This window comes from Streptomyces sp. NBC_00258, from assembly GCF_036182465.1.
Taxonomy (GTDB): domain Bacteria; phylum Actinomycetota; class Actinomycetes; order Streptomycetales; family Streptomycetaceae; genus Streptomyces.
Window position 1 is genome coordinate 2011576 of record NZ_CP108081.1, and the last position, 12421, is coordinate 2023996.

Below are 12421 nucleotides of genomic sequence, written 5' to 3' on the forward strand. Positions count from 1 at the left end.
ACAGGGGACTTCGGCGGCCAGTCATTGTCGCCGTTGGGGTCCGGCTGCCTACAGTTGGGGTCCGGGCCCCAGGCAGGAGGTGAGCGCGATGCCCGTTGCCGACATCCCTGCGGCCCCCGCGGGAACCAGCCGCAGTACATCGGCCACGATCCAGCCGAACATCCTGCGCTACCTCACGTCGGTCGCCTTCGAGCGCGGTGTCGATCTGCGGCCGCATCTGGAGCAGGTCGGTCTCAACGAGACCCTGATGAGTTCGGCGGCCCTCAGGGTCTCCTACCGTCAGGGCAGCGCGGTGATCCGACGGGCTCTGGAGCTCACCGGTGACGAGCACCTGGGCATGAAGGTGGGCGCGGCGCAGCACCTGACCGCCTGGGGGCTGCTCGGCTTCGCGCTCATGGCCGCGGAGAACCTGCGGCAGGCCGCCGAAACCGGAGTGACCTATCAGAACCTGTCCGGGGCGATGGTGGTGTGGTCGGCCGGCGAGGAGGACGACGGTATCGCCATCCGTGCGGATCTGCCCGATCCCGCCATGGATCCGGGTGTGGCCGTGTTCCTGATCGAGGAGGCGCTGACCTCCGTGGTCACGCTGGCCCGGTTGACCGTCGGTCCGGAATTCGGTCCGCGTGTGGTGGAGTTCGCCTTCCCCGCACCGGCCCACAGCGACCCGTACGGTCCCTTCTTCGGTTGTCCGGTCCGCTTCGGGGCCCCGGTCAGCCGTGTCGTCATCGACCCCGTCTGGGCCCGGGCGCCGATGCCGGGCCGGGATCCGGTGACGTTCGCGTCGGCGTTGGAGACGCTCGACGAGCAGATGGCCTCGCGTCGGCACCACCAGGAGCTGCTGGAGGTCATGGAGATCTCCATCGCGCAGAGCCTCCCGGTGGTGCCCTCGTTCGCCGAGCAGGCACGTCGGCACACGGCCAGCGAGCGCACGCTCCGGCGCCGGCTGGCCGACTGCGGCACGACGTACGAGGCTCTCGTCGACGGAGTGCGCAGAGAGCGGGTCGAACAGTTGCTACGGCGCCCGGAACTGACCCTGCGTGACATCGCCCATCAGGCAGGTTTCTCCGACGAGCGGACCCTGCGCCGAGCGGTACGCCGCTGGCACGGCACCTCTTCGCGGCGGCTCCGGGAGGAAGTGCTGGGCGCCGAGGGGCCGGCTCGGGGCTGACGCCGGAAGGGGGCGCCACGCACACCCCCTCGCTCGGCGGTCGGTCAGCGGCTCCGGATCCAGATGGTCTTCTCCCTGGTCCACTGCTCGAAGGCGTTCGTGGACTTCTCCGCGCCGCCGAAGCCGGACTCCTTCCAGCCGCCGAAGGGGGCCGTGATGTCCCCTTCGCTGTAGGAGTTGACCGAGACGACCCCGGCCTGGATGCCGCGTGCCAGGCGGAGGGCGGCGTCGAGGTCGCGGGTCCACACGGAGGCCGCGAGCCCGTACGCGGTGGCGTTGGCCAGGGCGATCGCCTCGCTCTCCGAGGTGAAGGTCTGCAGCGTCACGACGGGCCCGAACAACTCCTTGGTGAGGACGTCGCTTCCCTCGGGGGCGTGGGTGACGACGGTCGGCGGGTAGTAGGCGCCGCGCGGCGGCAGACCGTCCGGCAGGCCCGCGGTGTGGATGTGGGCTCCGTCGGCGCGGGCGGCCTCCACGGCTCCCGCGACCCGGTCGAAGGCGGCGCTGTCGATGAGGGGGCCGATGTGCGTCCGGGGGTCGGCCGGGTCGCCGATGACCAGTTCCCTCGCGGCGACCGTGAACCGGGCCAGGACGTCGTCGGCGATGCTCCGATGGACCAGGATGCGGGAACCCGCCGTGCAGTTCTGGCCCATCGTCAGGAACGCGGCCTCGATCATGCCGTCGATGAGATCGTCCCCGTAGACGAGGGCGTCGGCCATCAGCACCTGGGGACTCTTGCCGCCCATCTCCAGCGAGACACGCTTGAAGTTGGTCTCGGCCGCGTCCTTGAGGATCCGCCGCCCGGTGTCGGTGGACCCGGTGAACGACAGCGCTCCCACGAGGGGGCTGCGGGCGAGGGCGGTCCCGGCGACCGGGCCGTATCCGGGCAGGACCGTGAGGACGCCGTCCGGGAGGCCTGCCTCGGCGGCGAGCCCGGCCAGGTGCAGCGCCGAACGCGGTGTCGCCTCGGCGGGCTTGACCAGCAAGCAGTTTCCCGCGGCCAGCGCGGGCCCGACCTTCCACGCGGTCATGGCCAGCGGGTAGTTCCACGGCAGGATCGCCGCGACCACCCCGATGGGCTCCCGGCTCATCAGGCCCAGGCTGTCGGACCCGGTGGGGGCCACGCGGCCGAACACCTTGTCGGCGGCCTCGGCGAACCAGCGGATCGACTCGATCGCGCCGGGTACGTCGCCCGCGCGGCACTCGGAGATCGGCTTGCCCGCGTCCTCGCTGTCCAGCCGGGCCAGCAGCTCGGCGTCGCGTTCCATCAGACCGGCCAGTCGCAGCAGCACCGCGCTCCGCTCACGGACCGGCAACCGCGCCCACACTCCCGAGTCGAAGACCTGCTGCGCCTGCTCGGCGGCCTTGGCGACGTCCTCGGCCGTCGCGGCGGGGAGCGTGGTGTTCAGTTGCCCCGTCGTGGGGTTGAGAACGCGTAGTTCGGACTGACTCTCCACTGTGGTCATGCCTCCTCCACCAGTTCCCATCGGTCGTCGACCCGGCACGCCAGCCCTCTGTGGCGCAGGTCCTCCAGATAGCGGGCCATCCCGCGATCGCCTCTCCTGCGGAAGAGCGGGAGGATCTTGGGCAGCAGGTTCGGCGCGAGCATCGCGAAGCGGACGAGCCACGACTCACCGGAACGGGGGTACGCCTCCAGGCGGGGCCTGTCCAACAGGCTGACCACGGCCGCCACGACGTCGGCGGGCTGCTGCGGCGGGTCCTGGAACTGCATGGAGTTTCCGCCGTCCACGGCCTCCTGGCGCAGCATCCGGGTGTCGGTGGCCGAGGGGAGCACGGATCCGGCGAGGATGCCCTTGCTCCTCAGGTCGAGCCCGATGGCGAGCATCGCGCCCCGCAGTCCGAACTTCGAGGCCGTGTAGATGGGGGTCTCGCCCAGCGGGAAGATCCCGCCGAGGGAGACGGTGGTGACCACGCGGGCGTCCCGGGAGGCCTGGAGCAGGGGGATAGCGATCCTGGTCGCGATCAGCGGGGAGGTCAGGTTGAGCGTGATCTCCCGTTCGATGCTCTCGACGCTGCGGACGTCGAAGCGTTCGGCGCTGGTCATGCCCACGTTGTTGACGAGGACGTCGAGCCGCCCGTACGTGTCGGCGACCAGGTCGAAGAGACGCTCCACCTGGGCGCGGTCCAGGACGTCGCAGCCGATGCCCGAGTGCCCGGTGCCGGGCAGTTCGTCGGCGGTCTTCGCGGCGCGGGCCGCGTCGATGTCGACGACCACGCAGCGGGCGCCGCCGGAGGCGAAGCGGCGGCACATCGCGCTGCCGATACCGCCCGCGCCGCCGGTCACCAGGATGACCTTGTCGGTGAAGTCGAAGCGGCTCACGACACCGCCTCCGTCTGCCGCGGCGACCTCACCGGCGGAGGCTGTCCCTCGGTGCGCCAGCCCATCCGGGCCGCGACCCTGGCGAGGTGCTTCACGATGGTCGCGCTGTCGACGTAGCCGGTGTGGCGGGGCGAGGCGACGAACTTCAGGCCACCGGTGAGGTCCGGGCGGTCGCTGCGGATCAGGTGCGCGAAGCGCTCCGCGTTCGGCAGCCCGTGCCGCGTGTCGTGGATGTACCCGGCGATCAACTGCGCCTGGGTGTCGAACAGTTGGTACGCGCCGGAGTTGGTCTCGATGAAGCCGACGCCGAACAGCCCCTGGTGCTCGCGGGAGAACGACGACAGGTACAGGTCGGGGTGCTGCTCGTCGCCGAAGTACTTCTGCGCGACCGGCACCTTGTGCAGATAGCCGGTGGCCATCAGGACGAGGTCGAAGTCGTCACTCGTGCCGTCGGTGAAGTACACGGTGCTGCCGTCGGCGCGGGCGATCGCCGGTTTGGCGGTGATGTCCCCGTGCTGGAGGTGGTGGATCAGCATCGAGTTGACCGCGGGGTGCGTCTCGAACAGCCTGTGGTCCGGCTTCTGCAGGCCCAGGCGCCTCGGGTCGCCGTTGACGATCCGCAGCAGGGCGCCGAAGACCCGCTGCTCCAGCCACATCGGCAGCTTCGGCCCGCCGGCCGCGATGGTGTCCACCGGCCGCCCGAACAGATGCTTGGGGATGAACCAGTAGCCGCGCCGCATGCTGATCACCGCGTGGTCCGCGCTGCGTGCCGCGTCGCAGGCGATGTCGCAGCCGGAGTTCCCCGCGCCCACGACCAGCACCCGCTTGCCGCGCAGTTCCTCCGCGCTGCGGAAGCCGACCGTGTGGCGCACCTCGCCGGTGAAGTTCCCCGGCAGTTCGGGGAGGTTGGGGTGCCACTGCGAGCCCGTGCACACCACGACCTGGCCGTGCACGCTCTGTCGTCCGTCGGCCCGGGTGACGGTCCAGGTCCCGTCCGCGTTCTTCTCGACGCCCTCGACGCCGACGCCGAACTCGATCCGCTCCCTCAGCCCGTAGGCGTCGGCGAACGACCGTAGGTACGACAGGATCTGCCGGTGCGGGGGATAGTCCGCAAAGTGGTCGGGCATCGGCCAGCCGCCGTATCCCGAGAGCGTCCTGCTGGAGATGAAGTGGGCCGACTCGTACATCGGGCTGCCGGGGTTGTCGATGTCCCAGATACCGCCGGGCCCGGTGTGCCGCTCCAGGTGCGTGTACGGCAGGTTCCTCTCGGCCAGGGCCCTCGCGACCGCCAGCCCGGCAGGTCCCGCCCCGATGACACAGGTGTCGTACTGGGTCTTCTCCACGAGCCCGCCTCCTTTCTCCTCGCACTTCGCCGGTGTTGCCGGAAACCTATGCACCGGGCGCTCGGCGCGAACTGGTCTGCGCGGCCACGGAGGGGACCTCAGCGGCCATACGTCTGCCTCCCTGGGCCCGGTCCCTCCGCCGGGCGGCGCGAGGCCCGGCCGAAGGCGTGTTCCGGGCCTTGTCGCCCTCATGTCCCGGACCTAGACTCGATATCGAACTGAAGTGGGTTCAGTTTCCTGGATCCAACGGCTCACGGACGGGAGTGAACGGAATGCTGGGTTCTCTGGACGGCAGGACCGCCCTCGTCACCGGGGCGGGCCAGGGCATCGGACGGGCGATCGCCGTGGAGCTCGCCCGCCAAGGGGCCTCGGCGGTCGCCGTCGCCGACCGGAACGGCGAAACCGCCGCCGAGACGGCCGAGTTGGTGCGCGCGGCGGGCGCGAAGGCGGAGTCGATCGTCTGCGATCTGCGGGTGCGCGACGACATCGAGGCGATGGTGACGCGTTCGGCGGAGCGGTTCGACGGGCTCGACGTGCTGGTCAACAACGCCGGGGTGATCGAGACCACGTTCACGGCCGATCCCGGCCGGAGTGTCGACACGCTCGCCGAGGAGGTGTGGGACGCGGTCTACGAGGTCAATCTCAAGGCCGTGTGGCTCACCACCAAGTACGCGGCGCCCTTCCTGCGCGCTTCGCGGCGTGGCCCCGCCATCGTGAACACCGCCTCCGTCTCCGGTCTCACCGGCTTCCCCAACGCCCCCGCCTACGGGGTGACGAAGGCGGGCGTCATCCATCTGACCAAGGTCACCGCCGTCGATCTCGCCCCCGTGCGCTGCAACTGCTTCTGCCCCGGCGTCATCGACACACCTCTCGCGCAGGACTTCTTCGCGGCGGCCGAGGACCGTGACGCGATGGAACGGGAGCTGACCGCACCGCAGTTGGTGGACCGGCTGGGTCGGCCGCAGGAGGTGGCCCGGCTCGCCTGCTTCCTGGCGTCCGACGACGCGGCGTTCATCACGGGCTCCGCGTATGTGATCGACGGCGGCGCGCTGGCCTGGCGCGGCGTCAAGGACTGAGCACGTGGGAGACACGATGGAAGCGAGACTGGCCGGGAAGGTGGCGCTGGTGACCGGCGCGACCGGAGGAATCGGCGACGCGGTCGTACGTCGGCTCGCGGCCGAGGGCGCTGCCGTGGTGGTGACCGATGTCGACGCGGACCGCTGCGCGAAACTCGCCGAGGAGGTCGGGGGCGGTGCCGTGGGCCAGGCCCTGGACGTCACCGACGAGTCGGCCTGGGAAGCGGTCGTCACCCGCGCGACCGCCGAGCTCGGCGGTCTGTCCGTGCTGGTCAACAACGCCGGCATCGCCGCGATGGGCACCGTCGAGACGGAGACCCAGGAGACCTGGGACCAGGTCATCGGCGTGACCCAGACCGGCGTCTGGCTCGGCATGAAGCACGGCGGCCCGGCCATCGAACGCTCCGGCGGCGGCTCGATCGTCAACGTGGCGTCGATCTTCGGCACGGTCGGCGGCTTCGGCGCCCAGTTCTCATATCACGCGGCCAAAGGGGCCGTACGCCTGATGTCGAAGAACGCCGCGCTGCACTGGGCGAAGCGCGGAGTACGGGTCAACTCCCTCCATCCGGGCTTCATCGAGACGCCCCGCTCAAGGGAACTGTGGCGTGACACGCCCCGGTTGACCGCGATGCTCGACGGCACCCCGCTCGGCCGCCTCGGCACACCCGAGGAGGTCGCGGCGACCGTCGCTTTCCTCGCCTCCGACGACGCGAGCTTCATGACCGGCTCGGAGCTGTACGTCGACGGGGGCTGGACTGCGCGATGAGTGGGACCGGGACCTGACCGGGCGGTTTTCGTCATACGGGGTACGGGCCGTGCGACCCACCGCGCCGCAGCGGGCGCGGTGGGTCGCACGGTCCGGCTCAGCACTGCGGGATCTGGGACTTCCAGGTGCCCGGGCCGCCCGTGTCCAGGTACCAGTCGTTGACGTAACCGTCGCCGATTCCGTTGTCGACCCGCATCCAGTAGCGGTATCCGTTGCCGTCCGCGTCAGGGTCGCCGGTGGTCCAGCAGATGAGGCCGAGTTGATCACCGTTGTGGTACTGGCCGAAGACGGGCGACTTCGCGGCCCCGTAGCTCGGGCCGGTACGTACGGCGAGGTGGGAGCCCGCGTCGATGCCGGTGACGTACGCGCAGTTGGTCCGGTCGCCCGAGATGCTGCACTGGTGGATGGCGGCGCCCGCCGGGCCGGCCCCGCCGACGACGGCCGAGGCCGCGGCGGTCAGCACGGCGCCGGTGGCGGCGAGCGCGCGCAGCCGCCACTTGGGCCGCGTACGCAGGTTCGACTGCTGCGGCTGGTTCGACTGCTTCATGAGAGGTCCTTCCGTGGTCGGCGCGGTCAGCACTGGTGGATCAGCGGCTTCCATGTGCCGGGGCCGCCGGTGTCGAGATACCAGTCGTTGACGTAGCCGCTGGCGCTCCCGGTGGAGACCTTCATCCAGTAGCGGTAGCCGTTGCCGTCCGCGTCAGGGTCGCCGGTGGTCCAGCAGTTGACCTCCAGCCACTGCCCGTTGCCCCAACGGGCCACCGGCGTCGAGCCGTAGTTCGGTGCGGTACGCATCACCAGGGCCGAGCCCGGGTCGATACCGGTCACCTGAGCGCAGCGGGCCGGGTCGCCCGGGCCCGCACCGGGGCACGGACGCGGCGCGGCCTGGGCGGGCGTGGCCGCGAGCAGCCCGGCCCCGGCGAGCAGGACGGTGGCCGCCCCCGCGACGGCCGCCGAGCCCGTCCGGGACCTGAGTAGCCGTGACGTCAGCATCGGTTCCTCCGTTCGATGGTCATGGTCATCGACCTTGGCATCCAACGGAGACGGGCACATCCTGTGATGTCTCAGGGTGCTGGTGCGGCCTGTTCGGCGAGGGGCCCGCTAGGCAGTGGCGGGGACGACGGCGTACCGGTCGACGTCGTCCTCCTGCGTGCGGCGCGCACGGCCGTCGGCCACCAGGACGTCCAGATGTGCCGCGGTCTCGTTGACGGCGAGCATCTGGTTGAACGGGCTGAGGTCGGCGAAGGCCACCTTGCGCCGGGTCCAGCCCAACTCCCCCGCCACGACATGGGCGTTGAGCGTACGGTCGCCAAGGACATTGAGGGTCTCGGTGAGCCGGTCGTCGTGGTGGGCCAGCAGTTCGCCGACGCGGGCATGGACGCTGTCGCCGACCGGGCCGTGCGCGGGCAGCAGTTGCGTATCGGAGAGCGTGGTCATCAGCCGCAGCGAGGCGAGGTAGTCGCCCAACGGCAGTGTGCCGCCGCCGAGTTCGAACCCGATGGAGGGGGTGATGTGCGGCAGCACGTGGTCCCCGGAGAACAGCAGACCCCGGGCCCGGTCGAGATAGACGACGTGGCCGCGGGTGTGGCCGGGGGTGGGCACGACCGTCAACCTGGCGTCCCCGAACCGGAGTTCCTCGCTCTCCAGCCAGCGGTCCGGTGCCTCCCACACGCTCGGGTCGAAGCCGCCATGGTCCATCGCGGCGATACGCTCGGCGAGTTCGTGGGCGCCGGCCCGGCGCAGCGTCCGAAGTGAGCCGACCGGCTGATCTGTACGCAGTTCCCCGAGCAGTTCCAGGCCGCGCCGCTCACCGGAGCCGAGGTAGACCCGGGAGCCGAGCAGCCTGCGCAGTTCGACGGCCTGGGTGTAGTGGTCGCGGTGGATGTGGGTGACCAGGACGTGGCTGATCGCACCGAGGTCATGGCCGAGCCCGCCCAGCGCGTCCTCAAGTGCCTTGCGGGACTCGGGGATCGACCATCCCCCGTCGATCAGGACCACTCCTTCCGTCAGCCCTTCGAGGGCGTAGACGTTGACGGCCCGCAGTCCGTCGTCCGGCAGCGGGAGCGGGATGCGGTGGACGCCGGGACGTACGGTCTCGGCTCCTGCTTCCGCCCACCTGCCGCGGTCGAAGCGGGTGACGCGGGTCGTGGGGGTGGTCATGCATCTCCTTGACGAGGGGGTTGTCGTTCTTGTTCCGGGGCCGGTCCCGCTTCGGGTTCCGGTTGCTGCTCCGGTTCCCGTCGCGGATTCGCGGAGAGCCGGGCGTGCAGCTCACCTGCGAGTTCGCGGGCTCCCGACCGGTCGAGCTTGCCGACGGTGGTCTGCGGCAACTCGCCCACGGTGAAAGCGAATTCGGGCCACTTGGCCTTGGACAGGCCGGTCCGGGCGAGGTGCGCGGTGATCTCGTCGAGGCCGAGGGCGTCGTCGCTGTCCTCGGGCACGACGAGGACGGCGGCGCGTTCGCCGAGCAGCGGGTCCGGTACGGGTGCCACGCAGACGCGGGCCACCGACGGGTGTCCGGCGACGGCGCGCTCGATCTCGGTGATGTCGAGGTTGCGGCCGCCGCGGATGATGACGTCCTTCTCGCGGCCCATGACGGTGACCGTGCCGTCGTCGCCGGTCATGAGCAGGTCCCCGGTGGGGAAGAACCCGTCCGGGGTGAGGGCCGGCGGCTCGACCTTGCCGTCGCGGGCGTAGCCGAGGAAGAGGGAGGGGCCGCGGACCTCGGCCCGGCCCGTCCGGCCGGGGCCCAGGACCGTTCCGTCCGGGGCGATCGCACGCAGCTCGGTGCCGGGGAAGGGCCGGCCGTCGCGGTCCAGGCGGAGCTCCTCGGGGTCCTCGGGCAGCGGCGAGGTGTGTCCGAGGCACTCGGACATGCCGAACACCCGCAGGATCCTCGTACCGAGGGAGCGTTCGGCGCGGGCGAGCGCTCCGCGGTCCATGGGGCCGCCGCCGACGGTGATCGAGCGGACCCCTTCGAGAACGCGCGATCCGCCCGCCGCCGAGCCCATCTGGAGAGCCATGGTCGGCACGCACATGGTCCACCGGACGTCGTGGGCCGCCATCCGTGCGAGTACCTCCTCCCGGTCCCATCGTCCGGTCAGGACGAGCGGCCCACCGAGCATGAGCGCCATACAGACGCCGAAGCAGTACGCGGCCGTGGAGGAGAGGGGGACGACGGCGGCCACCGCGTCACCGTCGCGCAGCCCGTTGATGTCGGCGGTGCTGGAGCACGCGTACCGCAGTGCGCTCTCGGACTGGACGACGCCCTTGGGCCGTCCGGTCGAGCCGGACGTGAGACCGATGAGGGCGCCGCCGGACCAGCGGGAGACATCGCGCGGGCCGCGGCCCGCGAGGACCGTCCAGCCGTCCAATACCTCGGCCTGTCTCGCACCGGGCATACCTTCCCGGCCGTCCCACTCCTGGAGCGCGGCCGGCTCCGCGATCACGACATCGGGGCGGATGTCCTCCAGGGCGGCGGCGAACTCCGCACGGGTCGTATGCCGGTTGACCAGGGCCAGGACACCGCCGGTCATCCCCACGGCGAGGGTCGCCGCGACGGTGCGCCAGGTGTTGTCGGCCTGGAGGAGGACCGTGCCGCCGGGTGTTCCGTCAGGTGTCATGGTGTCGGCCAGGTCGGCCGCGCACGCAAGGAGTTCGCGCGCGCTGTGCGGCCCGATGTCGTCGACGACGGCCGTGAAGTCGGCCTCCTCGGCCCGCTCCTGGAAAGCTCGTACTGTCTGTCGCATCCGCTTCCTCGCCTCGTCGCGCGAAAGGTGGTGATATCCGTCCCCGCCGGACTCGCCGACGCACTCAGCCCGCTCAGCCCGCGAGCATGTCCTTCTCGCCGCCCATGACCGCGATCCGGCGGCCCTTCATGTCCCCGACCTGGGCGACGGCCGCCGCCCATTCCGGGCTGTCGAGGGCCTTGCGCAGGTCCTCCGCGGTGTCGAAGCCCAGGACGGAGACGCCGTCCCAGCCCTCGGAGCGCGGTTCGAGTGCCGTGTCGATCTCGGTGTGCCGCCAGGACCTCAGTCCGGGCAGGGTGCGGGTCAGTTCGGCGTGGTCGCCGCGCCACCAGTCGATGAACCGCTCATGGGTCCAGTCGGACGGCCGGGCGGCCAGCAGCACGAGGTTGTACATCGTCTCTCCTCACACTTCTCGGGCTTTTCGGGGCTCCTCAGGTGAACAGCACAGAGGGCGAGCGCCCGATGAGCAGCCGCCGCACCCGGCCCGCGCCGGTCAGGCGCGCGGAGGCCACGAAGGTCGCCTCCAGCTCGCCGTGGCGCCGGACCTCGCCCAGGAACAGCTCGTCCTGGCCGACGGTGCTCGCCGTGAGCAGATGGTGGGTGCGGACGCCCACTTCACGCTGGGCGAGGTAGCCCTCCATCTCGGCCCGGCCGCCGTGGAAGTCGGTCGCGCCGTCGCCGCCGGTGGAGAACAGGATGGCGAACGAGAAGTCGTCGCTGATCAGGTCGAGGATCCGGTCGGCGTCCTCGCTGTCCAGGATCGCGAACCAGGTCGTCAGGAAGGAGGCGCCGGACCGCGAGGCGTCGGGCTGGGAAGCAGCGGACTGGGAAGCGCGGGACTGTGTCGTCATGGCCGGTCCACCAGGTCGAAGTCGGTGGTGAAGAAGGACTGGTAGCGCGCCATGAGCCCGGCGGGCGAGATCTGCGCGGCGGAGAGGAAGGCGCCGGCGGTCACGCCCTTCTCGACCACGAAGCCGTACACCGTCTCGACGTCGCCGTCGACCGCGTACCGGACGATCTCGTGGGTACGGTCCACCGCGGCGCGCCCTGCGATGTAGGCGGCGAAGTCCTCGCGGGACTCCCCGGTCCGCTGCCCGCCGGGAAGCGCGATGAGGAAGCGGAAGTCCGGCTCCAGGAGTTCCAGGGCCTTGTCGGGATCCTGGCCGTCCATGGCGGCCATGTATGCGCGAAGCACCATGCTGATCGTTCTCCTCAGCGTTCCTGTCAGCGTTCCTGCGTCCTAAAACAACCTGAGTTCACTTCAGTTTGAATGTAAGGCGGGTGCCCCGCCCCCGGCAAGGGGCGGGACATGACCGGCAGCCGGGACCGCTATTCGGCGACCATGCGCACCACGCATCCTTCGATCATGTCGCTGATCTCCGGGAGCGGGATGGCCCCGCTCGGGCGGTACCAGCGCCAGACGCTCACGATCATTCCGAGAACGGCGAGCCCGAGGGTGTGCGCGTCCCGGACCGGGAAGGCGCCCTTGGACATGCCGCGCATCAGCAGGTTCGTCCAGTCCCGCTCGACCATCTGCACCAGCTGGCGGGCGGCGACGCGCTCGGTCTCCTCGCGCTTGGACTTCCGCGGGGTGGCGAGCAGGGACATGTTGGCCTGCAGGATGCGCATCTGGCGGATCTCCTGCTCAGTGACCGCGAACGCGGTACGGACCCCCGCGCGCAGCTCCTCGACCGGCTCCGACTTCCCGGCCGTGGCCTCGACGAACATGTCGTGGGAGCGCTGCAGCTCCAGGCGCATGATGGTCAGCAGGCAGTGGGCCTTGGACTCGAAGTAGTGGTACAGGGCCGTCTGTCCGATGCCCACCCGGTCGGCGACCTCGGACCACTTCGTGTTCTCGTAGCCGTCCTCCCCGAACCGCTCCACGGCCGCCACGAGAATCGCGGCCCGCTTGGACCTGGGCCCCTCGTCCGGATCCACGATCCGCGCGCTCACCATCGTCTCTCCCTCTTCTCTCCAC

The 12421-nt window shown here is 70.7% G+C and carries 14 protein-coding genes; 3 read left to right on the forward strand and 11 right to left on the reverse strand.

What is annotated here, in order from left to right; all coding sequences use genetic code 11:
* The first annotated feature begins 88 nt into the window (after positions 1–88).
* Positions 89–1168: an AraC family transcriptional regulator gene (locus OG718_RS09325; RefSeq protein WP_328843873.1), complete on the forward strand. Its 1080-nt coding sequence runs from the start codon at positions 89–91 to the stop codon at positions 1166–1168.
* Positions 1169–1212: 44 nt separating this feature from the next.
* Here OG718_RS09325 and OG718_RS09330 read toward each other — a convergent pair whose 3' ends face one another.
* Genes OG718_RS09330 through OG718_RS09340 form a run of 3 tightly spaced genes read right to left on the reverse strand, consistent with a single transcriptional unit; the run spans position 1213 to position 4852 of the window.
* Positions 1213–2655: an aldehyde dehydrogenase family protein gene (locus OG718_RS09330; RefSeq protein WP_143641225.1), complete on the reverse strand. Its 1443-nt coding sequence runs from the start codon at positions 2653–2655 to the stop codon at positions 1213–1215.
* A complete protein-coding gene (locus OG718_RS09335) occupies positions 2631–3509 on the reverse strand; it encodes an SDR family NAD(P)-dependent oxidoreductase (protein WP_328843874.1) in 879 nt (292 codons plus the stop codon). The genes OG718_RS09330 and OG718_RS09335 overlap by 25 nt, the downstream gene beginning before the upstream one ends.
* On the reverse strand, positions 3506–4852 hold the full coding sequence (locus tag OG718_RS09340; protein WP_328843875.1) for a flavin-containing monooxygenase: 1347 nt from the start codon (positions 4850–4852) through the stop codon (positions 3506–3508). The genes OG718_RS09335 and OG718_RS09340 overlap by 4 nt, the downstream gene beginning before the upstream one ends.
* 272 nt (positions 4853–5124) lie before the next feature.
* On the opposite strand from OG718_RS09340, the gene OG718_RS09345 reads away from it, so the two are divergent.
* Both OG718_RS09345 and OG718_RS09350 read left to right on the forward strand, forming a co-directional pair.
* Positions 5125–5928: an SDR family NAD(P)-dependent oxidoreductase gene (locus OG718_RS09345; protein ID WP_328843876.1), complete on the forward strand. Its 804-nt coding sequence runs from the start codon at positions 5125–5127 to the stop codon at positions 5926–5928.
* A 16-nt stretch (positions 5929–5944) separates the two neighbouring features.
* Positions 5945–6694 (forward strand): SDR family NAD(P)-dependent oxidoreductase, encoded by a 750-nt coding sequence (locus OG718_RS09350; protein WP_143641221.1) that lies wholly within the window; start codon positions 5945–5947, stop codon positions 6692–6694.
* Between the two features lie 97 nt (positions 6695–6791).
* Here OG718_RS09350 and OG718_RS09355 read toward each other — a convergent pair whose 3' ends face one another.
* The 8 genes from OG718_RS09355 to OG718_RS09390 all read right to left on the reverse strand — a co-directional run bounded on the left by OG718_RS09355 (position 6792) and on the right by OG718_RS09390 (position 12399).
* Positions 6792–7241, reverse strand: coding sequence for a hypothetical protein (locus OG718_RS09355; RefSeq protein WP_328843877.1), 450 nt, complete (start codon positions 7239–7241; stop codon positions 6792–6794).
* Between the two features lie 26 nt (positions 7242–7267).
* Positions 7268–7687, reverse strand: coding sequence for a hypothetical protein (locus OG718_RS09360; protein ID WP_143641219.1), 420 nt, complete (start codon positions 7685–7687; stop codon positions 7268–7270).
* Positions 7688–7795: 108 nt separating this feature from the next.
* Entirely contained in the window at positions 7796–8854 is a 1059-nt protein-coding gene (locus OG718_RS09365) for an MBL fold metallo-hydrolase (RefSeq protein ID WP_328843878.1), read from the reverse strand.
* A complete protein-coding gene (locus OG718_RS09370; RefSeq protein ID WP_143641217.1) occupies positions 8851–10443 on the reverse strand; it encodes a class I adenylate-forming enzyme family protein in 1593 nt (530 codons plus the stop codon). Before OG718_RS09370 ends, OG718_RS09365 begins: the two co-directional genes overlap by 4 nt.
* A 73-nt stretch (positions 10444–10516) precedes the next feature.
* Complete coding sequence (locus OG718_RS09375) at positions 10517–10837, reverse strand: EthD family reductase (RefSeq protein WP_055617720.1); 321 nt, start codon at positions 10835–10837, stop codon at positions 10517–10519.
* Positions 10838–10874: 37 nt separating this feature from the next.
* Positions 10875–11294: a nuclear transport factor 2 family protein gene (locus tag OG718_RS09380; protein WP_328843879.1), complete on the reverse strand. Its 420-nt coding sequence runs from the start codon at positions 11292–11294 to the stop codon at positions 10875–10877.
* The gene (locus OG718_RS09385; protein WP_143641215.1) at positions 11291–11641 is read right to left on the reverse strand and encodes a nuclear transport factor 2 family protein; all 351 of its coding nucleotides are present in this window, start codon (positions 11639–11641) and stop codon (positions 11291–11293) included. Before OG718_RS09385 ends, OG718_RS09380 begins: the two co-directional genes overlap by 4 nt.
* Before the next feature lie 131 nt (positions 11642–11772).
* Positions 11773–12399 carry a TetR/AcrR family transcriptional regulator gene (locus tag OG718_RS09390; protein ID WP_143641214.1) on the reverse strand — a complete coding sequence of 209 codons (627 nt, stop codon included), beginning with the start codon at positions 12397–12399 and terminating at the stop codon, positions 11773–11775.
* Positions 12400–12421: the final 22 nt, after the last annotated feature.

Excerpts from the sequence above, each read along its gene's own strand:
- OG718_RS09385 (WP_143641215.1), bottom strand. The coding sequence starts at position 11,641 with ATGGTGCTTCGCGCATACATGGCCGCCATGGACGGCCAGGATCCCGAC.
- OG718_RS09325 (WP_328843873.1), top strand. The coding sequence starts at position 89 with ATGCCCGTTGCCGACATCCCTGCGGCCCCCGCGGGAACCAGCCGCAGT.
- OG718_RS09360 (WP_143641219.1), bottom strand. The coding sequence starts at position 7,687 with ATGCTGACGTCACGGCTACTCAGGTCCCGGACGGGCTCGGCGGCCGTC.
- OG718_RS09380 (WP_328843879.1), bottom strand. The coding sequence starts at position 11,294 with ATGACGACACAGTCCCGCGCTTCCCAGTCCGCTGCTTCCCAGCCCGAC.
- OG718_RS09355 (WP_328843877.1), bottom strand. The coding sequence starts at position 7,241 with ATGAAGCAGTCGAACCAGCCGCAGCAGTCGAACCTGCGTACGCGGCCC.
- OG718_RS09330 (WP_143641225.1), bottom strand. The coding sequence starts at position 2,655 with ATGGGAACTGGTGGAGGAGGCATGACCACAGTGGAGAGTCAGTCCGAA.
- OG718_RS09375 (WP_055617720.1), bottom strand. The coding sequence starts at position 10,837 with ATGTACAACCTCGTGCTGCTGGCCGCCCGGCCGTCCGACTGGACCCAT.
- OG718_RS09390 (WP_143641214.1), bottom strand. The coding sequence starts at position 12,399 with ATGGTGAGCGCGCGGATCGTGGATCCGGACGAGGGGCCCAGGTCCAAG.
- OG718_RS09370 (WP_143641217.1), bottom strand. The coding sequence starts at position 10,443 with ATGCGACAGACAGTACGAGCTTTCCAGGAGCGGGCCGAGGAGGCCGAC.
- OG718_RS09365 (WP_328843878.1), bottom strand. The coding sequence starts at position 8,854 with ATGACCACCCCCACGACCCGCGTCACCCGCTTCGACCGCGGCAGGTGG.
- OG718_RS09345 (WP_328843876.1), top strand. The coding sequence starts at position 5,125 with ATGCTGGGTTCTCTGGACGGCAGGACCGCCCTCGTCACCGGGGCGGGC.
- OG718_RS09350 (WP_143641221.1), top strand. The coding sequence starts at position 5,945 with ATGGAAGCGAGACTGGCCGGGAAGGTGGCGCTGGTGACCGGCGCGACC.